This is a genomic window from Halobacillus litoralis (assembly GCF_009856355.1).
GTDB lineage: Bacteria > Bacillota > Bacilli > Bacillales > Halobacillaceae > Halobacillus > Halobacillus litoralis_B.
Genome location: NZ_WMEW01000001.1, coordinates 307,050 through 329,220 on the forward strand (window position 1 = coordinate 307,050; position 22,171 = coordinate 329,220).

The 22,171-nt window shown below is 49.4% G+C and carries 18 protein-coding genes; 4 read left to right on the plus strand and 14 right to left on the minus strand.

The window, feature by feature from the left end; translation table 11 throughout:
* Window positions 1–273: 273 nt before the first annotated feature.
* From GLV97_RS01375 to GLV97_RS01395, 5 genes are all read right to left on the minus strand, one after another.
* Window positions 274–2,643, minus strand: a complete 2,370-nt coding sequence (locus GLV97_RS01375) for a cell wall-binding repeat-containing protein (protein ID WP_160888812.1) — start codon at window positions 2,641–2,643, stop codon at window positions 274–276.
* Between the two features lie 25 nt (window positions 2,644–2,668).
* Window positions 2,669–3,547: a hypothetical protein gene (locus GLV97_RS01380; protein ID WP_160888813.1), complete on the minus strand. Its 879-nt coding sequence runs from the start codon at window positions 3,545–3,547 to the stop codon at window positions 2,669–2,671.
* A 39-nt stretch (window positions 3,548–3,586) separates the two neighbouring features.
* Window positions 3,587–5,800 (minus strand): cell wall-binding repeat-containing protein, encoded by a 2,214-nt coding sequence (locus GLV97_RS01385; protein ID WP_160888814.1) that lies wholly within the window; start codon window positions 5,798–5,800, stop codon window positions 3,587–3,589.
* A gap of 1,248 nt (window positions 5,801–7,048) precedes the next feature.
* The gene (locus GLV97_RS01390; protein ID WP_160836569.1) at window positions 7,049–7,759 is read right to left on the minus strand and encodes a WecB/TagA/CpsF family glycosyltransferase; all 711 of its coding nucleotides are present in this window, start codon (window positions 7,757–7,759) and stop codon (window positions 7,049–7,051) included.
* A 15-nt stretch (window positions 7,760–7,774) separates the two neighbouring features.
* Complete coding sequence (locus tag GLV97_RS01395) at window positions 7,775–9,052, minus strand: nucleotide sugar dehydrogenase (RefSeq protein ID WP_160888815.1); 1,278 nt, start codon at window positions 9,050–9,052, stop codon at window positions 7,775–7,777.
* 412 nt (window positions 9,053–9,464) lie between these two features.
* Here GLV97_RS01395 and GLV97_RS01400 point away from each other — a divergent pair, with 412 nt between their 5' ends.
* Window positions 9,465–10,481 carry a GNAT family N-acetyltransferase gene (locus GLV97_RS01400; protein WP_160888816.1) on the plus strand — a complete coding sequence of 339 codons (1,017 nt, stop codon included), beginning with the start codon at window positions 9,465–9,467 and terminating at the stop codon, window positions 10,479–10,481.
* A gap of 36 nt (window positions 10,482–10,517) precedes the next feature.
* Here GLV97_RS01400 and GLV97_RS01405 read toward each other — a convergent pair whose 3' ends face one another.
* The 9 genes from GLV97_RS01405 to GLV97_RS01445 all read right to left on the minus strand — a co-directional run bounded on the left by GLV97_RS01405 (window position 10,518) and on the right by GLV97_RS01445 (window position 18,529).
* Complete coding sequence (locus tag GLV97_RS01405) at window positions 10,518–11,609, minus strand: glycosyltransferase family 4 protein (RefSeq protein WP_160888817.1); 1,092 nt, start codon at window positions 11,607–11,609, stop codon at window positions 10,518–10,520.
* A gap of 810 nt (window positions 11,610–12,419) precedes the next feature.
* The gene (locus tag GLV97_RS01410) at window positions 12,420–12,989 is read right to left on the minus strand and encodes a hypothetical protein (protein ID WP_160888818.1); all 570 of its coding nucleotides are present in this window, start codon (window positions 12,987–12,989) and stop codon (window positions 12,420–12,422) included.
* On the minus strand, window positions 12,979–13,131 hold the full coding sequence (gene sinI / locus GLV97_RS19895) for a DNA-binding anti-repressor SinI (RefSeq protein WP_160836587.1): 153 nt from the start codon (window positions 13,129–13,131) through the stop codon (window positions 12,979–12,981). Before sinI ends, GLV97_RS01410 begins: the two co-directional genes overlap by 11 nt.
* A gap of 24 nt (window positions 13,132–13,155) precedes the next feature.
* Window positions 13,156–13,395: a helix-turn-helix domain-containing protein gene (locus GLV97_RS19900; RefSeq protein ID WP_224869418.1), complete on the minus strand. Its 240-nt coding sequence runs from the start codon at window positions 13,393–13,395 to the stop codon at window positions 13,156–13,158.
* A gap of 223 nt (window positions 13,396–13,618) precedes the next feature.
* Window positions 13,619–14,809 (minus strand): helix-turn-helix transcriptional regulator, encoded by a 1,191-nt coding sequence (locus GLV97_RS01425; protein ID WP_160888819.1) that lies wholly within the window; start codon window positions 14,807–14,809, stop codon window positions 13,619–13,621.
* An 80-nt stretch (window positions 14,810–14,889) separates the two neighbouring features.
* Window positions 14,890–15,027, minus strand: coding sequence for an anti-repressor SinI family protein (locus GLV97_RS01430; protein ID WP_423784951.1), 138 nt, complete (start codon window positions 15,025–15,027; stop codon window positions 14,890–14,892).
* A 210-nt stretch (window positions 15,028–15,237) separates the two neighbouring features.
* The gene (locus tag GLV97_RS01435; RefSeq protein WP_160888820.1) at window positions 15,238–15,693 is read right to left on the minus strand and encodes an IDEAL domain-containing protein; all 456 of its coding nucleotides are present in this window, start codon (window positions 15,691–15,693) and stop codon (window positions 15,238–15,240) included.
* A 486-nt stretch (window positions 15,694–16,179) separates the two neighbouring features.
* Complete coding sequence (locus GLV97_RS01440) at window positions 16,180–17,886, minus strand: phospho-sugar mutase (protein ID WP_160889056.1); 1,707 nt, start codon at window positions 17,884–17,886, stop codon at window positions 16,180–16,182.
* A gap of 391 nt (window positions 17,887–18,277) precedes the next feature.
* On the minus strand, window positions 18,278–18,529 hold the full coding sequence (locus GLV97_RS01445; RefSeq protein ID WP_160836595.1) for a hypothetical protein: 252 nt from the start codon (window positions 18,527–18,529) through the stop codon (window positions 18,278–18,280).
* Window positions 18,530–18,866: 337 nt separating this feature from the next.
* Here GLV97_RS01445 and GLV97_RS01450 point away from each other — a divergent pair, with 337 nt between their 5' ends.
* Genes GLV97_RS01450 through thrB form a run of 3 tightly spaced genes read left to right on the plus strand, consistent with a single transcriptional unit; the run spans window position 18,867 to window position 22,137 of the window.
* Window positions 18,867–20,159: a homoserine dehydrogenase gene (locus GLV97_RS01450; protein ID WP_160836597.1), complete on the plus strand. Its 1,293-nt coding sequence runs from the start codon at window positions 18,867–18,869 to the stop codon at window positions 20,157–20,159.
* 2 nt (window positions 20,160–20,161) lie between these two features.
* Window positions 20,162–21,217, plus strand: a complete 1,056-nt coding sequence (gene thrC / locus GLV97_RS01455) for a threonine synthase (protein WP_160840833.1) — start codon at window positions 20,162–20,164, stop codon at window positions 21,215–21,217.
* On the plus strand, window positions 21,214–22,137 hold the full coding sequence (gene thrB, locus GLV97_RS01460) for a homoserine kinase (RefSeq protein ID WP_160840834.1): 924 nt from the start codon (window positions 21,214–21,216) through the stop codon (window positions 22,135–22,137). The genes thrC and thrB overlap by 4 nt, the downstream gene beginning before the upstream one ends.
* The last annotated feature ends 34 nt before the right edge of the window (window positions 22,138–22,171 follow it).

Consider the following 22,171-nt stretch of genomic DNA (forward strand, 5'->3'; position numbering starts at 1 on the left):
TAAACGAATCGTAATCGTCTAGTCATATCTTTTCCATATATGGGCAGAAGCTCATACGACCTGAGTGGGGTGATGGAGGTGAGCCGGGTCGGGTGGGATGAGGGTTTGTTGATCTATCGCGGAATCATTGATATCGGCGGATTTTCGTTGATATGTGCTCCGGGGGGCGATGGCTGTACGGAAACGGTGTGACCGATATCCCTCCCCGCGACTCCCATCAAAATAGAAAACCGGCTGTTCCATGAAGGCAACAGCCGGTTTTCTTCTATTATATCAGCGGCGGATGCTTTCCAGCTCCACCTCTGCCTCTTCGGAAATCGCAGCATTCCCGCCCAGGTAATAATTCTCCGGGCTGATCGGCATGCTGTCGATGTAGGTTTTCACCGTGGATGGTACGGTATCTTTTCTCGTCAAAAGAATCGGTGCTTCGTAGGAAGCGGCCAGCGGGGAGCCGGCAAGGGCATCTACGACTTCCTCGCCCTGGGCGAAGAACACTTCTTCCAGACGGTGTTCGTTGAAGTACTTCTCGGCGATCTGCACGCTTGTGCTGTAGCGGTCGGGTCCGCTGACACGCTCGACCGTATCGACAATGTCCTTCAGCTGATTTTCAACGGTCTGGTGCACGGCACCTGTTCCGCCGACGATTGTTGCTTTTTCCACATCGTTTTCACGGATGAAGTTGATGACGTTGTCTTCAAGCTTATACGGCAGTGTCAAAAGGATCGGCGTGTTCTCATCACCTGCATAAGGAGCGATCGAAAGCGCGTCTGGTGATGTTTCATCAGAGGTTGTGATGAAGATTTCGTCGACGTTCACTTCATCGGCGACTTCGTCAGCCACTTCATAAGCGGTTTCGAAGCGGTTGGCTCCGGACAAACGCTCGACGTTCGAAGAGCCGTATTTCTGCTTCAGCTGGTTTTCAACAGAAGCGGAAACCGCTCCTTCACTTCCAAGAAGGTAAATCTTCGTCGGGTCCATACGTTCCAGTTCTTTTTCCACTGTGGCCGGAAGCTGGTCGGTCTGTGTCAAAAGAAGCGGTGAGTTATGATAAGCGGCCAGTACACTTCCGGTCAGGGAGTCAATCGGCAGGTCACCGCGGCCGATGACGGCAGCATTCGGTTCATCCCAGTGCCAGCCGTAGTTGGACAGAGCGGTGCTTGTTTCATAGCGGTTGATCCCGGAAAGACGGTAGCTGTCCGGTTCCTCTGCTGCAGACAAGTAGCTGGAGGCGACATAGCCGGTCTTTCCACCGGTGGTTTTCACCGGGTACCATGCCCAGTGCTGGGTGTTGCTGTCATAGCCGATCGGTGCGCCTGTAACAGTCAGCTGATCGCCGCGCTTCAAGCTTGTCACGATGGTGCTGTTCGGTGCTTTGCGCAGGTTCAAGCTGCCTGCGGTTACGTATACCTTTTCACCTATACCGAAAGCATGCTTGGTTGTATGCAGCGGCCCGGTGGTTTCGACGTTGCTTTCCTCAAAGCGCATGATGCCGTCTTGATAAGGGTTCAGCTTGTGGGTCGGGAACGGAGTGACGTTAAACAAGCCATAATGGCGCATGCGGTCATAAATCTTTTCCTGATAGGCGATGTAGCCGTTCGTGATCGGGTTGTTGCGCTGTGAAATCCCGTTATAGGCTAAAATGGCGAAATACCAGTTCTCAATCACATCACGGTCGCCGTCGTTAACTGTAGGGATAAGGTCATAATTGGCATAGTTCCACTTGGACTCAAGAATTTTCAAGCCTTCACGGATGTTGTAGCGGATATCCGTGGACAGACGCTCCACTTCTTCCGCCCGTTCCACGTCATTCTCAATGAAACGGTAGTCGGATACCTGCATGATGCCGATCCCGATACAGTCATAGCCAAGCTTCAAATTCGTACCGTCCCAGGCAATCCCGCGTGTCTTGGATGGTGTGCAGGCATTCTCATAGTGGTTCACAGGCGTCCGGCCCGGCTCCCAGTACTGCTGCCAGCCACTTTCCTGATACGCCACCGCTTTGACTATTTCCGGGGGAATATCGAAATTCTCGGCTTCTTCTGTCAGGATACGGTTGATTTCGGCATAGCTCGGGTTTTCGTATTTTTCATTAACTGTCGTGGACTGCGTCGTGACGGAGCTTTGAAGCGACATTTTTTCCTCTGTCTTCGCTTTCGTCACTTCACCACCGGAGATGCTGAAGGCATCTTCCGCCAGTGCTTCAGGTTCTGTATCAATGCTGTCTTCTTCAAGAATTGGATATTGAATAATAAGTTCTTCGCCGGACTGTTCAAAGGTCGACCGGTCATAGGCATCGGATTCGTACACTTTTTCTCCATTAGACAAGTCGTATGCATCAAAGAACAAACTCTGGGCTGACCCGTCGGCGCGGTAGATAACGATCAGTGTTTCATCGACAAGAAAAAGGTCGGTGATTGTGCTGAGCTTTGTTGTTTCGTCGATGAGCTCCTGCCCCTCCTTCGTTACAGAAAGGTTCGTTTCGAGCTCTTTGTTTTCAACATCTGCGGTTACAGCGTCATTAATGTCAAAGGAAGCACTGCTTTCCTCGACCACCCATGATTTTGAAGCTTCTGCACTGACAAGGGCCGGCGCAGTCAGACAGGCCAATAGAAAAGCAGAAAGATAGGTTAATAGTCTTTTCACTCGTACATCCATCCTTTATCGTTTATTATTCCTGAATCTCCGTCAGTTCTGAGGTCATCGTATAGCCGTTGTCCCCTTTGTCCTCCACTTTTTCGCGGATCAGACCGTACTCCGGGGCGTAGTGATACATGGACGTTACGTCGGAACCGGACATCCTTTGCACGACAAATACGTTTTCGAATTCTCCGTAGGGAGTGGAAGTCGTCTGGGCTTCATCAAGAATCTGAAACTTCGCGGAACTCCCGGTGGCATCGACAAGGACGTCGATGGTTTCATGCGCTTCAAATGAATCTAGCTGACTGGACGTATCTTCCGGGTTGGACTCCTGGTGGACCACGGAAATTCTTCCTTCAGTAAATTCAAGAATCTGCAGGGTCACCATATCTCCGAACGTGACAATCTGCTGGACGAAGCGGTCGTTGACATCCACCACTTCATGGACCACTTGATAATCCTCATCCTGGGTGAAGGTCTTCGTCATCGGTCCTTTCGGCATATACGCCTTCAGGCCGGCGGAAGAACCGGATGCTTCCGTATCCTCGGAATCATTGGATGCAGACTCGACGGTATCCTCTTCAGGTTCCGCGGATTCTTCAGGCTCTTCCTCTTCTTCTGGATCCTCTGTGGTATCTGACTCCGTATGATCCTCTTCTTTATCTGCAGGTTCTTCTTCTGTTGGTGGTTCTTCTTCTACAGGCGTTTCTTCAGACGGTTCCTCTTCTGCGGGTTCTGCTTCCTCTTCAGATTCTTCAGAAGGAGTCTCTTCAGAGGCGGCCTCATCTTCGGTGGTTTCCGTTTCACTGTTCTCTGGTTCTTCCAGCTGATCAGCCTGGTCGACATCGGTGCCGGAACAGGCTGAAACCAGAAGAACAAAGAACAGGGCGATAAAGCTGAGTTTCTTCATCCAATCCCTCTCCTTTGTTCAAAAAAAGTACTGATTGATTTAGTTCAGGTGGTCAGCGATTTGCTGCTGACTGCTTTCATCGACGACCGCTCCGATGATCTGAAGCTGTTCGACGACGTTTTCCCCACCATATAGGTCCAGCTGTTTTTCCAATTCAGGATTCAGCTTGTCCCCCACGAGTACAAGAGGGGCCGACGTTCGCGCGGACAGGGCCGAAGCTGTTAGCGCATCCGGATAGTTCTTCCCTGTCGCCGCAAGGACGGTATCGGAATTCATGTCATCCTGGAAATACTGGAGTGCTGCGGCTACCGTTTCATAACGGGTCGCACCGGACAGCCGCTCCACACGGTCCGCTCCATTCGCTTCGACCAGCTGTTTTTCAACATCCTCCGAAACGACAGCGGTTCCTCCGAGAATGACGACTTCTTTTCCGGTCAAGTAGTTCAAACTGTCGCTGCTGATTTCATCTTCTCCTGTCAAGACGATGGACCAGCCATTGGCTGCGGCTACAGAGGAGGCTTCCAGAGCATCCGGGAAGCTGGTGCTTGATGCTACAAACACCCCTTCTGCGCCTTTCAGATTTTCATTGATTTCAAGATTCGTTTCGATACGCGTGGATCCTGAGATGCGGTCGACGTTATAGTTCTGCTCCAGCTCTTGTTCAATCCCTTCAGAGATGGCATTCGTCCCGCCAAGGATGACGACTTTTTCCGTATGGAGACGCTGCAGTTCCTGTTTCACATCATCACTGAGCTCATCGTCACGGTTCAAAAGAATCGGCGCGTTGTCATATTGGGCCGCAAGTGGGCCGGCGGACAGGGCATCGGCGAACTCAAACGCAGTCGCGAGCACCACTGTTTTTTCTCCGTCCAGTCCATTCGGATACAGCTGCTTGGACACTTCAATGGCTGTCTTGATCCGGTCTTTACCGGCAAGCAGGTTCGTTTCAAAGGAATAGCTGTAGCTGTCATCCATATTGGACCAGATGACCCTGCCGTCGTTTACGACTTCCGTGTTCTTCCACTGCTTAGCATAAGCGACCGCTTCCTGTTCGCGGTAGAAGGATTTCAGCTCCCCTTTGTTGGGGTGGGAAACCGTGTAGTCTTTATCCAAGTAATTGCTCCAGACCACTTCCTCTTCTGCTTGATCCACCACGGATGTGTTTTTCCACTTCCCTGCGTAGGCGACAGCATCGTCGAGGTTATAGGATTCATAAAGGGTACCTTTATTGGAATGCTCAACGACATAGTCTTTATTTAAGTAGTTGCTCCAGACGACTTCTCCTGCTTCGTTATCAACGACACGCATGTTCTTCCAATCGTCCGCGTAATCGATGGCGTCGTCTTTTTTCACGAACAGCTTCGTAACAGAAGACTGGTTGGAATGATAGGCACCATAGCGTTTTTTGGTATTGTCATAGATTTTCTCCCGCGTGTACTTATCCAGAACATAGACGTTGGCTTCATCTTCGGCAAAATCAATCGCGTCCTGTCGATCATAAAAGATTTCAAGTCTTTCGCCGTCCGCGTCATACACTTCATACACACGGAAGTAGGCATTCACCCCGTCAACGACCGCCTCTGCTGCTTTTTGCTGGAAGGACGAGGTTTTGATAAGAGCTTCTTCGTCCGGGTTGGACATGTAACCGAACTCCAGCAGAGCCGCCGGCATGTGGGCATTCCGGGTCACATAAAGATCGGAAGGCACAAGACCGCGCCCCTCACTCAATGGTGTACCATCAAGGATTTCTTCATGAACCGTATAGGCCAGGCGCTTACTTTCCGGTGAATACTTAATCTGCTCCTCTGATGGTGGGTAATCTCTGTTTATGCCTTCATCAATATCAAAGAAATACGTCTCATACCCTCTCATATAAGGGTTGGATGGAAGAGCGTTGGAGTGAACAGATAAGAAAATCGAGTTATCATTACTGCCACTCACCGCGTCATGGGCGATATCCAGACGCGCCTGCAGATCATCGTGAAGATTCCACGCAAAATGACTGTCATCTGTGCGGGTGATATGTACGTCATAGCCGGCAGCCTCCAGCTCTTCCTTAATCTCCTTGGACATCTCCAAGTTGAAATGCTTTTCATAATATCCAGTGGATATGCCGGAGTATCCGGTCGTTCCGGAAAACCTCCCCCCATGACCCGGATCGAGAATGACTGTTTTCTCTGCCTGGGCCTGAGCGGGATAAAGAATAAAAAATGCGAATAACAAAAAGAAACCGCCAATATGTAACTTTTTCATGTTTACCTCCTGCAAATAATAAATAGCTGGAATCTAAATTGTACGGACGTCAGTATTTTAGCTGATGCAACGGAATATGCTGCTTTCCCCCTCCTTTTCCGGCGCTGATCCCCATAGAAAGTATAAGTACATCGATTGTAATATCAGGTTTTCTGGTTTGTTTAGTCGGGTATATAGTTAATAGAGTAGTAGTGTGTCTTATTCTGCAAATTTTCATGGTGACTTCATTCAGGGATGAATGGATGCCTGTAGTTTTATATCGGCTTATTTGTCGAAAGGGTTGAATGTTTGGGGAACAATCCCGAAAAATATCTACATTATTCTTTATGTATTTCCAAAATAAGCCTCTATGAGGATAATATGTTCATTATATAAGAGGATTCGACGGCAAACAACATCCCTTTGCATATCTTTGCATAATTTTAACTTTTTAAGTTCAAAAGTAACAGAACGTTTATGGAAGTATTGGACTATATCCTTCCCTCCCCGTTTTTTTCCAACGACGACGAATTCCCCCGGGTGCAGCACCCTTTCAAAAAAGTCCACAAAAAAAGCAGCGGTGTATGCACCGCTGCTTTTTAAGGCTGTCGGGAAAGTCTCGACAGCCTTGTTTTTTCTGATTTCTTTTATTTTTCACCTTGTTCATTTGTTTTCCTATAAATAAAAACCTGTATAGGTCATCGGTTATTTCTATGGCACTCGAACGTGAGTTATCCGGCAGATTCAAACAAATGCTGCTTATCGAGAATGGCATGGGCCGGGCTATTGCCGCTTACGCGGAAAAGAAAAGTAAAGGAACAGGCGCTGATGGCGGCTGCCTGACGGAATATGAAAAGACTCTCTTTCATCCAGCTGATCTGGGTGAAGGAGAGTCTTTTTCGATTTTAAAGAATTCCCAAGGAGCGGTGCCCCTTCCACTCCTGCGGAAGAACGAGTGGGCCGAGATCGCCGAGCGTGGGTTTTGCGAGGAAGCTCGGGCGCTCGTCCGCGGAAAGGGAAGGGGCTTACGCTCCTGCGGAAGAACGAGTGGGCCGAGATCGCCGAGCGTGGGTTTTGCGAGGAAGCTCGGGCGCTCGTCCGCGGAAAGGGAAGGGGCTTACGCTCCTGCGGAAGAACGAGTGGGCCGAGATCGCCGAGCGTGGGTTTTGCGAGGAAGCTCGGGCGCTCGTCCGCGGAAAGGGAAGGGGCTTACGCTCCTGGCGGTAAGAAAGAAAAAAGCAGCGGTGTGTGCACCGCTGCTTTTCTACTCTATTTATCTCTCCATACCTTCAATAAGAACAAAGGCAGACGAATCTGGCGTTTGATCCGCCACGGCTCGGAAATCAGCCGGTAGAGCCATTCCACACCGAAGCGTTGGAACAGCGCCGGCGCGCGTTTGACACGGCCGGAAATCACATCGAAGGAGCCGCCGACACCCTGGAAGATGCGGACGTTGAGCTCTTTCATGTGATCGACGATCCAGTACTCCTGCCGGGGGCTGCCGAGGGCCACGAATAAAATATCCGCCCCGGACTCATTGATCGTCTGGATCACCTTTTGTTCATCCTTTTCGTAACCGTCCATCACACCAGCTACGTGAAGATTGGGATACTGCTCGACAAGCTTATCCTTCGCTTCCGCTGCCACCCCGGGCTTGGCTCCATAGAGAAACACAGACTTCCCATTGGCTGCGGCCTGTTCGCAGAGGGTGAGCAGCATATCAATCCCCGTGACACGCTCCTTGATGCCGCCTTTTTTCAGCTTGGAAGCCAAAAGAACGCCGACACCATCAGGAATCTGATACGTGGCTTTATTCAGAAGCGCCTTTAAATCCTGATCTTCCTGGGCTTTCAATATCTTTTCGGGATTGATGGCCACGATGAAAGACTGGCGCTTTTCATTGATATCATCCAATACATTCTGCTTCAGCTGCTCGTACGAGTGGCTGCTGACATCTACACCTAAAAACTGTTCCTTCATGATTTCACCTGATCTTTATCCGTTTTTGGAGTCGCCCAGACGCTTGGCGATAAAACCGGCTTCTGTCCAGTTATCGAGGTTCAGGGCGTTCTTCGTATCATAAACCACACTGTTGTTCATTTTACTCTTGATGTAGGCTGGATCGAGCTTCTTGAATTCATCGTGATCCGTCAGAATGACAAGGATGTCCGCTCCTTCAAGCGCTTCATCCATGTCCTGGGTCTGGTTGGAAGCGACGTTTTCCTTGATATGCGGATCGAACGTCTTGAAGCTGATTCCTTTTTCAACAAGTTCCAGAATGACTTTCAAGGACGGACTTTCGCGCTGGTCGTCAATGTTGGCTTTGAAGGAAAGGCCGAACAAGGCCACCTTCGGATCCTGGATGAACTGGTCCTTCATCAGCTTCTCAATCTGGTTCGCTGTATACACCGGCATGTTGTCATTCGTATTCCGGGACAGCTGGATCATCTTAGACAGATCCGGCTGGATTTCAGCAAGGAACCACGGGTCGACCGCGATGCAGTGGCCGCCGACACCCGGTCCCGGCGTATGGATGTTGACCCGAGGGTGATAGTTGGCAAGCTTGATCGCTTCCCAGGCATTCACACCGATCTGGTCGCTGATCAGGGCCAGCTCATTGGCAAACGCAATGTTCACATCCCGGTACGTGTTTTCAATGACCTTCGCCATTTCGGCTGTCGTAGCATCCGTCAGGTGGATGTCCGCCTTCACGAAAGAACGGTAAAGATCCTTCGTCATTTCTGAGGACTTTTCGTTGATACCGCCGACGATCCGGTCGTTCTCAACAAGCTCCTGGAAGACCTTCCCGGGAATGACGCGCTCCGGAGAGTGGGAAACGAATAGTTCCGTTCCGATTTCAAGATTCGTTTCCTCAAGAACCGGAAGCATGACATCTTCAACGGTACGTGGAGGAACCGTGGATTCCAGGATGACAAGGTTGCCTTCGCGCACGTAGGGGACAATCGCCTGTGTCGCTTTACGCACATAGTCGAGGTTGGCGGTTTTATCTTCGCGGATCGGGGAAGGAACGGCGATAATGAATACATCCGCCTCTTCCGGCTCCACCGCCGCCTTGAAGTTACCGGCATCGACCGCTTCCTCCAGACGTTCCTGAAGACCGTTTTCTTCTATATGAAGCTGCTTGGCATTGATCATGTCGACAGCTTTCTGATTGACATCCACTCCATGCACTTGGTGTCCGTGAATGGCGAACATAACGGATGTAGGAAGACCAATATATCCTAATCCGACTACACATAGTGACTTCTTCATACAACAATACTCCCTTTCTCTGGCCCATCCATTTTCTAGATGCGGTTCTTTAGATCTATTGTTTTTCATGTATTTTTTGAATGGTTCAGCCGTCCCTTTTCTCTATATCATTCGACAACTTCCCATCTTTATGACGTCTGCCGGTGATTGGGAGGGGTGAGAACCTGTTTATGCAATGCTTTCGACATCATCTAATACCCGTCAGCCGTACACGGTCAAACGTTCCATGACATTACCTTCCATTATAGCTGATTTTATGACAGAGTTCTATCTTGAGATAAAAATGTAGCTTGAATGCCATCGGGATTTAATGAATCGTCACGAACTTGTAACAGAGACATTCTGACATCGCTTATAGTTCTTTGTTATACTTTGGTGAAGTATTTTTTTATACGGAAAGGAAAGAAGCATTATGGCAGTCCGCCGTTATCAACCGGGAGATGAATCACAGATTCAGACCCTTTTCCAAAAGACCTTCCACCAGGAGCGGCCTCTCCACGCCTGGGAATGGAAATTCAAACAAAACCCTGAACATAAAGAACCCTTCATACTCGTTTTCGAGGAAAACGGGAAAATCCTTGGTCACATCAGCTTGTGGCTGATGAGCGCCTATATCAAAGGGTGCATCGAAACGATCGGTGTCCGTGTCGATACGATGGTGGACCCCGATGCCCGCGGCAAGGGGATCTACAAACACTTGAATGACGCCTTGATTGAAGAAGGGCGGAAAGCAGGCATCACATACCTTTACGGTTTTCCTGCCCCAAAAGCGAAGGAATTATTCCTGCGCTACACCGGAGCGACCCATCTGACCGACATGCCCCGCTGGATGTATGTCCAGAAGCCCGTCAGCCTGCTGTCGTCCAAGCTTTCCCCGCTGAAAGTTCTCAAGCCGCTTGACCGCGTGTACGGGAAGATCCGCCAGACGAAAAAGACTCCGCACGCGTATGAAGTGAAACGCATCACCCACTGCGATCCAGCGTTCGATGAGCTGGCCGATAAGACGAAGCACACAGCAGACGGCCTTGTCGTACGAAATGCCGCCTATTTGAACTGGCGCTTTTTCGATCACCCTTCCCACACCTATAAAATGACGGCGCTCTATAAGCAGGGAGACCTGCAGGGCTATGTCATCACTCATGAAAAAGAAGGGCGGTTCCGCAACGGGATGATCGTCGACTGGCTGGCGGTCGATGATGATGCGTGGCAGGCGCTCCTTGATGAGGCACTCGTCGTTTTAAGTGAGGCCGATGTCGTCCAGTCGTGGGCTCTGCCGTCGATGATGCCGGCTCACCTGATGAAGCAGAATGGATTCGTGCATAAAGACAGCCCGATGCCGCTCGTCGGCAAAGAAATTGATCCGGAGAACACGGACATGAACGATCCGGATAAATGGTTCCTTACACCCGGGGATGTCGATTCCTATTAAAAAAGCATGTGGGGCAGCTGCTCCACATGCTTTTTCTTATGCTTCATCTTTGTCTTTATTTTTTTCGCGTTCCGTTTTGGAGAACAAACCGATAACCGGGCGTTTCCCGCGGTAGACGACTCCCGTCATTTCTGCAAAGAGATGGAGCATAAACAGCAGGACGAACGTAATGATCAAGGAGATCCCGAAGGATGTCAGTGAGAATAAGAGCGCCAGCAGGCCGAACAAGGCGCTGAAGGCATAAATGATCAAGACCGTTGCCCTGTGGCTGAATCCGGCCGCAAGAATTTGATAATGGATGTGTTTGTTATCCGGCATCATAATCTTCTGTTTGTTGATCATTCTCCGTAAAATGGAGAACAATGTATCAAAGACGGGGACGGCGAGAACGATGATCGGAATGACAAAGCTGAAGAGCGTCACGTTTTTGAACAGGCCGACCATGGAAATGACAGCCATCGAGTAACCTAGAAACAGCGATCCTGTGTCCCCCATATAAATCGAGGCCGGATTGAAGTTGTGGAACAGGAATCCAATGTTGCTTCCGATCAGCACAATACATAAATAGACGATGGAAATCTGTGGTTCGATCGCAAGCGCCATCACGGCAATACTGATCAAGGAAATCGTAGATACACCGGCGGCCAGCCCATCCAGACCGTCAATCAGGTTGATGGCGTTGGTGATACCGATGATCCAGAGAAATGTAAAGATGATGCTGATGGGATCACTCAGGGAAACCATTCCGATGAACGGAATACTGAGCACATCCACTTTCAAACCGGAAAAAATAAGCACAGCCGCTGCAGCCACCTGGCCGCCAAGCTTAAAGATCGGACGGATCTGATAACGGTCATCAAACAGTCCGGTCAATACGATGATGAACGCTCCGATAATAATCGGTGTGATATATGGCATATCCGGCCGGATCCACAGCATCCCGGCCGCTGCTCCTCCAAAGATCGCCAGTCCTCCCATACGGGGGGTGATTTCTTTATGGATTTTCCGCAGCTCCGGATAGTCCATCATTTTCCATTTTACAGCTAACTTCATAACAGGGAATACAAGCGCATAGCTGACAGCCATCGACAGCAGCAGCGCCACGATAATTTCAACAGTAATGTTCATAGAAATCCTCGCTTACTCGTTAAGTTTACTCTTGTCGGTATTAGTATATCACAGGCACGCGAAGATTCCGTTATCTTTCCCGTGAGCCTTTTTTCTCAGCTTATGTAGAACCCGGAACATGGAAAAAACACCGCCATGGTCCTCAGCGATGCTCCACCTGTTCTATTCCTGCAGCTGCTGAATCAGCTGATTGATGACTTCCTGCGATGATAGGAGTTCTGAGTTCTCCGTCCGCTGGATGATGTTCTCCAGCACTTCTTTAAGATTCTCCATACGACCCACCTTTTCATTATTGACGTTCCCATATATTCCTATTTACTTAACCATTCGATTCCAAACGCCTTTTTCCGACGGTGGTTATGTAGGTGCCTCTCCTGCTGGCTGCCGTCTGAAAGCAGCGCGGTCCACGTTTTCTACATTTCTCCTGAAAATCTGTCGAAAAAATTCAAAATACTTTGTTACATCATAATCTATTTCTGTCAAATTGAAAAGAAGAAAATGGTAGAAAAGGCCGTTGATCTTTCGACAACATAAAAAAACGGCTCCCCGTAACGGAGTCCGCAGCCGATTGAAACCGTACAGGGGCCTGGATAGGTTTAAGCGAATGTTCCGGGCACGGTCTCATCATCTGCGCGGCCACCCCCTCGGTACCAGGGCAGCATTTATGTACAAAACCAAACTTCCCCCCTAAGCCCAGGCTTCAGCTGTAAGGTTTTCGCAGGAACGGCTGGTACACCTGCAACCATAAAAATCCTGTAGAAAACACAGGGGTTTTCTACAGGCTGCGGCCCTGCCGTTCATGGGGACCGGTTAAGAAACGGATGCCCACGTACACGTCAGTGTTTTCAATTCATAGCTTCCATGAGCGAAACGATGGACATGTTTTTGAATGATCGGACGACCTTCAAGATGGAACGTGAAGAAAACGACGGCCGGATGGAAGAGAGAATCATAGAAGAAAAGGGGATTGAAACTGCGGATCTGCTTCCCAAACGGCCATGCACCGAATAAATCGAGCGTACAGGCATACGCATCATCAAGGATGGCCTGAGGCAGTACATGGACGGTTTCATCTGTATATTCCCTTAGGTGGTGATAGCAGTTCGAAGCCTGCAGATAGGAAAGAGGCGACTCATCACCGGACACAGCCTTCATGAATCCTCTTTCCCACGCAGGATTTTCTTTCTGCTTTCCCCATACTCCGCCGTTCTGGGCGAAGATTTCCCAGCCGGGCTTCATTTTCAACTGGGAATACTGCTCCACAATGGAAGAGAGATCATAAGAACGGTGGTTGTCTGTAACCGGGAAGCGGACGGACATTCCCATGCCCTTTACGTTTCTCCATGCGGCTTCCCTCGTAAAGACGGTTTTACCTTTCATGACCTCGGGTCCCTTCCTTTAAAAGCTCTGGTATATGCGGGTCATCAAGAAAACGCCGGACGTCCTCCTGACTCAAGCCGATCTGCCGGGCCTCTTCCATCAAGGCCAGCCATTCCCGGTATTCCTCCTGTTCTCTCTTCATCCCATCGTCTCCTTCCGCTCCTTGTCAGCTCTGTCCATTCCTCGTTTCTTCAGCATACTTATGCGTTAATAATTCTTCCAGCGGTACCTCCAGCGTCCGGGCCAGTTTTCCCATCACGATTAAGGAGGGGTTTTTCTGTACCCCTCTTTCAATGTTGCTGATATATGACTTGGATACACCAGAACGTTTGGCAAACTCGTTGACAGACAAACCTCTTCCGGTGCGCAGGACACGGATTTTCTCACCAATCGGCGTCACTTCCACCTACCTCACCTTCCATCGTCAGATGACTTCTGACAGAATCAACCTGGATTTGTTCGTTATTAAGAATATTATAAACGCTGTCCTATTGGAAATAAACAACCATTTTTCATTATAAAGAACATATATGACGTATATTTCTGCATCTATCTTCTATTTCCTTGCGTATAGTCCGTTTTTAAGAACATTTTCTCACAAAAAAATCAGCTGAGCCCGTATCAGCTGATTACTTTTCCTTTATCCGGTATTTCTGTCTGAATTCCTTCGGTCCGATTCCCTCGACGCTTTTGAACACTCTCGTAAAATAACTCTGGCTGTTGTAGCCGAGCAGCATGCTGATGTCCATCAGGGAATGCTCGGTAATGCAGAGGAGCTCTTTGGCTTCGGTGATCCGCTGCTGATTGATGAACTGCGTAATCGATCCTCCGGTTTCCTTCGTAAATACGCCGGATAAATAATTCGGATTCACATTCAAGGTTTCAGCGATTCCTTTCAGCGTTAAGTCCTTCGTTAAGTTTTGGAAAATATATTTCTGGGCGCGTTCCACTAATGGGGAAAAGGACTGCCGCCCGACGGTCTGAATCCTTTCTAGAAACGAGCGCAGAATGATAGATTCCAGCCCTTCCAGCTCCTCCACGGTTTCTTTCGTTTCCAGAAAGCTGATATGGAAATCACTCAAGGACGCGGTTTCATCCGGCTTGGCTCCTTTTTCTATACAAAGCAGACTCAATTCTGTGACGAGACGGATCAAATGATTTTTGAAAGAGCGGACATAGTTTTTCACATAGGACAGGTTGTCGTCCATCAATGCATAATACGCATCGACCGCCTGTTTCTCTCCTCGTTTGAAACGTTCTATAAATTCCTGCTTGGACGCCACCGTGTCCGGATAAGACTCCAGCGACGCTGCATACTCTTCATAATGATGCTGCAGATCCGGCTCCATCAAGGTTTTCTTCTCTTTCTTCTTTACCGGCAGGACATGCTGCAACACGCGCTGCATGGAGGCCAGCTCCTTTGGTGTCCTGACAGGAAGCTGATTCAGATAAGCGGCGAAATCATCTGTCAGGGAGGAAGGCAGATCGTTCATGATCAAACCCAGCTGAACCTCTTTCCAGGACGGCTGCTCATGTAGAAACGGTCCGATCAGAGCGACCAGGACTTCCTGCTGCGGATTTTCATACGCATAAAAAAAAGCGTACTGGTTGAAGGGATCTTTCACCAGCTGCAGGGTACCGGCCGCCTGCCTGCTTTCCTGAAGAAATGGATGACGGGTTTCCAGAATACTTTCCGGTGGTTTGAGAAAGGTGTCAGGATATTGAAAGATGGCTTCGTTTTTTTTGTTAATTAAATGGACGGGTATATGGAATGCAATGGCGCAGTCTTTAAGTAGAGTGATCATTTCAAAGTTTTTCATGCCACCCCTCCTTCCAACTCATGCTATATACTCATTATAAAGGGAGGTAAAAAAAAAGACACCCTTAAAAGTGAAGGGTGTTATACTAGTTTATAGGTTTCCGTTCCATTCCGCAGAAAATGCTCCACTTCTTCCTTGCTCAGGCCTAAAGCTTTCGCTTCCTGTATCAAGTCTACCCACTCATCATCCAGCAGACGGTCTTTAGGCATCGATCTCATTTTGTTAACCTCCCCGTATCTGGTTCAAATTTTCCTAATCCTGTAAGTATAAGCCTATTATAATGGATTATACGCATCAGTATTTGAAAAAAACTCATATAATTTTAACTTTTATCACTTAAATTTCGTCCTTTTTAGGAAAATCGTTGTGATTTATGTAGAATAGTATATCAGACGAAAAGAACCGGGCCAAAATAATCAGCCCGGCACCTATTGGTTCATCGCTTTCCATTTCTCCGTCAGTACCTGGAAAGCTTCCTGATCGTCCTCATCAATCGCCTGATCGATCAGGCGCCGGAGGTTTTCTTTCTCCAATTCACGGATAATCGCTTTCACTTCTTTAGATGATTGCTGGCTGATGTCGATCCCCTCTTCATAATACGGCGACACAATCGAATGAAGGTGCGTCAGAAATTCCGGCAGCTGCAGCAGATCCGCCACCGATACATACACCATATTTTTACCGCGCTGAAACACGAAAATATCGAAGACATTGTGCACCTTCTGCCGATTGCGGTCGATGATTATTTCTCTTGCTTCCATAGGAATAAACTGATAAAGTTCGTCATCAATAAACAAAGAAAAGTACTGGTAGGCTAAGACGATACGGATGAAACGTTTATCTTCTTTAACATAATATGGCTTCAACATCTTTATGTTCAACATGGGCCCACCCCTTTTTTATGTTATATCTGAATTTTCAGTATTTTATTCTATTATCGCTTATTTGTCAATCAATTGAAAGCCCTTTCTAAATGGATCCGCAAAGTTAGGCGGAACAAATCCGGTCCCTTGAGTAAGGAGACCGGATTTTCAGAATGCAGGCATAACCGATATCCTACAGGAGCTCCGACCATTCGGAATCGAAAAGGACTCTTCTTCACTCCACCGCCTTCCTGGGTGATTCCGGCAAGAAGGTCTGGATTTGTGGGTAAGCTCTCGTAGAGCGTTCGGTGGTGACGCCTGCGGGAACAGCGCGAGCTGAAGATCCACTTGTGATCTTCCTGTCCAAGTCAGCTGAGGCCGAGCCTGCGGCAGGCATCCACCGATAAGCGGAACGTGACCATCCCTATACAGAAGGGGGGGTCTATGAGAGAAGAAAGAACATTAAAAATCCGGCCTCCCTGAGAAAGGAGACCGGATTTCATTTGATTAGATGATGGCGTGCAGACGCTGGTCGACCGCAGCTTTGACGGACGCAAGCAGTTCTTCACTCTCACGGCGTGAACTGGACTTCACTCCGTAATAGAATTTGATTTTCGGCTCTGTTCCGGATGGTCGCAGGCAGAACCAGCAGTCATCCTCAAGAATGAATTTGACGACATTGGACGTCGGAAGATCGATTTCCTCGGTCGTTCCTTCCTGGACCAGCTGCCGGACCGTTGTGGCGTAGTCCTCCACCGCAACGACTTTCTTTCCGCCGGCTTCCTGAATATCCGCCTGACGGAAATCGTCCATGATCTTTTCAATCGTTTCGGCTCCCGATTTCCCTTCCAGCGTGACGGACTTCAAGTCTTCCAGGAAATAGCCGTGCTTTTGATACAGGGTATCCAGCGCTTCAACCAATGTTTTGCCCTGGCTCTTCCAGTAGGCAGCTGCCTCTGCGGCGAGCAGAGCCGCCTGGACCGCATCTTTGTCACGGGCGAAATCCTTCACCAGATAGCCGTAGCTTTCTTCATATCCGAAGAGGAACTTATATTCGCCGGACTGCTCATACTCACGGATTTTCTCTCCGATAAATTTGAAGCCGGTCAATGTATCCAGAGAGGAAATCCCGTAGGAATCTGCGATGACCCGGCCGAATTCAGAGGTTACGATCGTTTTGACCAGCAGGCCGTTTTCCGGAATGGAAGCACTCTGTCCAAGGATGTAATCGAGAAGCAGGGCCCCTGTCTGGTTTCCGGTCAGCACTTTATACTCTCCGTTCTCATCCGGAACGGCGACTCCGAGACGGTCGGCATCCGGGTCTGTAGCCATCAGAATATCCCCTCCAACAGCTTTCCCCTGATCGATCGCCAGTTCAAACGCCTGGTGTTCCTCCGGGTTCGGTGAAGCCACTGTAGAGAATTCCGGATCCGGCTGCGCCTGTTCTTCTACGATATGAACGGAACGGAAGCCATTCTGCTTCAAGCCCTGTTCAACGAGATGACGCGCTGTGCCGTGCAGCGGTGTGAACACGACAGAAAGATCTTTCGGCAGATCATCACGCACACTGACGGTTTTCAAGGCTTCCATATAAGCAGCATCGACATCTTCGTCCACCCAGCGAAGCAGGCCGTCCTGTTCCAGCTGCTCTTGATCAGCCGCTTCAACGTTCAGCTCATTTTCGACCTGGTTGACGAAGTCGATCATCACTTCAGCCTGGGCTGGAGGCAGTTGTCCGCCGTCTTCATTATAAGCTTTGAAGCCGTTGTATTCCGGCGGGTTATGGCTGGCGGTAACAACAACGCCTGCCGCTGCCTTCAAGTGGCGGACCGCGAAAGACAGCTCCGGTGTCGGTCTCAATGAAGTAAATACGTAGGAGGGAATGCCGTGATGTCCGAGCACTTTGGCTGTTTCGACAGCGAATTCCTTCGACATGTAACGGGAATCATACGCAATCGCAACGCCGCGCTTGGACATCCCCTGATCGTTCACGTAAGAAGCAAGGCCTTCGGCGGCTTTGCGAACGGTATAAATATTCATGCGGTTTGTTCCAGGACCGATTTTCCCGCGCATCCCGCCTGTACCGAACTCAAGGTTTTTGTAGAAAGCATCCTCCAGTGATGCCTCGTCTTCTACGATCTTTTCCAATTGAACAGCCAGCTTCTCATCCAAATCGGAAAAGTCTTTCCAGCGTGTGTATTCGTCTTTCCACATGTCCAACACTCCTTTGTCTTTTGGCAGACGGCCTGTGCCGGTCCGCCCGGTTATGTAAAATTCCGGCTCACTGGTAAAGCCTTTATCGTTATGATTCGTCATAAATAGAAGAAGTTCCTGTCCACATGACAAAAATGGTGTATGTATTTCAATCAGGCAAGGATCCAGTTCCTTGATTTCCCAGTGATTCTATCTGTATTGTATCACAAGTGCTGCAGGCAGAACGGGAAGCGGACAAGGTTTTTACTGGAATTTCATCCGCTTCCGAATCCCTGCCTTTTTTTTCTGTGTGACTTTCCCATTCTCCCTGTGTAATCATTTTAATGATGAGGTGAAGGTATGCGTGAGGCCTTTAAAATGAGGGGATCATTCCATTGAATGGATGGATTTATCAAACGGGGGTGCTTCCATTTTCACCATAGATGTCGACAAGCCTTTTTCTCAGGGCCGAATAAAACAGTGCGCATTTCTCCTGATCACTCGCCGCTGTCTCCAGCTTCCTCTGAATGTCCTGAACCACTTCCTGAGCATCCTGGACGAATTCATGCTCTTTGCCGCTTAACCCGAGATCCAACAGCAGAACCTTGTAGTACTTTTCGTATTTAATCATCAGTCCAGAGAAAAAAAGGCCTCCGCGATACATAGTTCCCACCTCCTGGTTCATTTGTCACATTTAGTTATAATCCACCTTATGGAAATCGTCAACTCCTCATTTATCCATAGCTGTCTGCTGGTTTTTCTCTTTTCTTTCTGAAAAAACTGCTTTTCTACTATATTAATAATGACTTTTCAAAAAGCGGCTTCCGAAGGCGGTTAAAAAAACTTTTTCCTTCCATTTTAAAGTTTGTGTAAATGCTGCAGGTCATCCTCCGCAATCGTCGGATAATTCACTCTTGTACTTCAATTTCCTTTCCGTTACAATGTCCTTTATACAAAGAATTCTGTGTATATATAGGAGACAGAGAGAAGGAGTGTGAAGGATGAACAAATCCATTACGGTAGGACTGCTCGGTCTGGGAACAGTCGGATCAGGTGTCATTGAAATTCTGCGCGATCATAAAGAACGCATTGAACATAAAACGGGGTGCGATGTCACGATTAAGTCGGTGCTTGTCAGTGATATGGCGAAAGAACGGGAGATTCCGGCTGAAACGGAACTGACGGACCGCTACGAAGACATTACGAGAGATCCAGAGATTGATGTCATCGTAGAAGTGATGGGTGGAATCGATCACACGTTGACTATACTGCTGGAAGCCATTGAACACGGAAAACATATCGTAACGGCGAACAAGGATCTTGTCGCCCAGCACGGAGAGCAGCTGTTCGAAGCCTGCCAGAAATACAACTGCGACCTTTATTATGAAGCCAGTGTGGCTGGCGGCATTCCGATCATCCGCTCAATCATGGACGGCCTTTCTTCCGACCGCATCACAAAAATGATGGGGATCGTGAACGGGACGACCAACTACATTATGACGAAGATGGCCCAGGACGGCGTCGATTTCGACAGCGTGTTGAAGGAAGCGCAGGACCTCGGCTTTGCTGAAGCCGATCCGACGGCTGACGTTGACGGCCTTGATGCGGCACGTAAGATGACGATCTTGTCCATTCTCGGCTTTTCCATGCCATACAGCCTGGAAGACGTCGATGTGAAAGGCATCCGCGGGATTTCTTCTGATGACATTACGTATGCTGAAGATCTCGGCTACCGCATCAAACTGATCGGCATTGCGGAGAACGATGCCAACGGGGTATCCGTCAGTGTCGAACCGACGCTGCTTCCGGCGGAGCATCCACTCTCTTCCGTCAACGACGAATTCAATGCGGTCTATGTTTACGGGGATGCCGTGGGAGAAACGATGTTCTACGGCCCCGGCGCCGGCAAACTTCCGACAGCCACAGCCGTTGTTTCCGATTTGATTGCGGTCTTGAAAAATATCCGCCTCGGTACGACTGGAACCGCCTACGTGCAGCCGCAGTTCCCGAAACAGGTGCGCGCCCAGAGCGAGAAGCTGACGAAGAAGTACATCCGTCTTCATGTCGATGATAAATCCGGCATGCTGAAGGAGCTGACGAATATTTTTGCCGAGTACTCGATCTCCTTTGATCAGTTCACTCAGAAAGCGACCGACCAGGAAGGCGAGCGGGAGCTGATGATGGTGACGCATAAAGTCAATGAAGAAGACTTTGAAAAAGCTCTTCACGAACTGGAAACCTTGGATTCGGTTAGAAAAATCGACAGCGTCTTCCGTGTCGAAGGAGGAGAATGACCATGTGGCAGGGATTAATCCATAAATATGCGGAGTTTCTTCCCATCAATGAACGCACACCAAAACTGACGCTTCATGAAGGGAATACCCCGCTGCTGCCGATTCCGGCGATCTCTCAGGATCTGGGAATCGAAGGCTATGTAAAATTTGAAGGAGCCAATCCGACCGGTTCCTTCAAGGACCGTGGTATGGTGATGGCGATGGCTAAGGCGATCGAAGAAGGATCCGAAGCGGTCATCTGCGCTTCTACAGGGAATACGTCTGCAGCCGCTGCCGCTTTCGCTGCACGGGCAGGCATCCGCTGTATCGTCGTCATTCCGGACGGGAAGATTGCAGAAGGCAAGCTCGCCCAGGCGGTCATGTACGGTGCTGAAATTTTTGCCATCAAAGGCAATTTCGATGATGCGTTGAGGATGGTCCGTAAAATTGCGGAAACCGAACCGGTGACACTGGTAAACTCTGTGAATCCCTACCGGATCGAAGGTCAGAAAACGGCAGCATTTGAAGTGGTCGATGCGCTCGGTTCTGCCCCGGATATTCTCAGCATCCCTGTCGGCAATGCCGGGAACATTACGGCTTACTGGAAAGGGTTCAAAGAGTATCACGAACGCTTCCAATCCGGTCTTCCGAAAATGATGGGCTTTGAAGCGAGTGGTTCTGCAGCCATCGTCCGGAACCAGGTGATTGAAGATCCGGAGACACTGGCGACCGCCATCCGTATCGGAAACCCTGCGAGCTGGGATAAAGCCCTGCAGGCCCGGGACGAGTCCAAGGGATTGATTGATGAAGTGACCGATGAAGAAATCGTCGAAGCTTATCAGCTGCTGGCACAGAAGGAAGGCATTTTCGCTGAGCCTGCCTCCTGCGCCTCCCTTGCCGGCATGATTAAAAAAGTGAAAGACGGTTCAATCCCTCAAGGGTCTAAAGTCGTTCATGTTCTGACCGGGAACGGATTGAAAGATCCAAATACAGCGATTGAAACGAGCCCTGTCAAACCGGCACGGATTGAAAACGACTATGAGGTGTTCGCTTCCGCTGTCACAGGAGTACAGTCATGAGCCGGTTCCAGATCCGGGTTCCTGCAACATCCGCCAATTTAGGGCCGGGATTTGATTCGGTCGGCATTGCGCTTTCCAAATATGTGACGCTGGACTGTGAGCCTGCCGAGGCGTGGCACTTCTCTGTCCCCGCGGAAGATCAGGACCATATCCCTTCGGATAAGCGGAACTTGATTTATAAAACGGCGCTGGCCGCCGCTCAGACACGGGGGCATGATTCCCTGCCTGCCACGCACGTGACCTTGACGAACGACGTCCCGGTCGCACGCGGGCTCGGGAGCTCCTCCACCGCGGTCGTCGGCGGAATTGAGCTCGCCGACCAGCTGCTGGATCTGCAGCTGACGCGCTTCGAGAAATTCAAAATCGCCTGTGATATCGAAGGGCACCCGGACAATGTAGGACCTGCCGTATACGGAGGCATCATGGTCTCCAACTATGACGGCGAACATCTTGACTTCGTCCATTTCACAGAAGACCTGGACGCATTAACGTGGCTTTCTGTCGTTCCTGATTATCATTTGGAAACGGAAAAGGCCCGGAGCATTCTTCCTTTGGAAATTGACTACAAGCAGGGCGTGCGCAACAGCTCCAGAGCCAACGTCCTCGTTGCTGCTCTGGCATCCAAAGACTGGACACTTGCCGGAAAGATGATGAAGGAAGACCAGTGGCATCAGCCCTACAGGAAAATGCTCATTCCCGGATTTGATGCTGTCACAGATGTCCTGGAAGCCGAAGAGTCGCTCGGCTATTACATCAGCGGTGCCGGCCCGACGATGGTGGCTGTTTTTGGTGAATGGACGAAAGAGAAGGAAACCCGGCTTCAAGAGAAGCTTTCTTCCTACACAGTCGAAGCTCTTGCTGTCGAATTGGACGGCGTAACAACTATTCAAAAACATGAAATTCCAGCTGCTGAATCCTGATCGGCAAAAAGAACCAGCGGACCCCTTCCCGCTG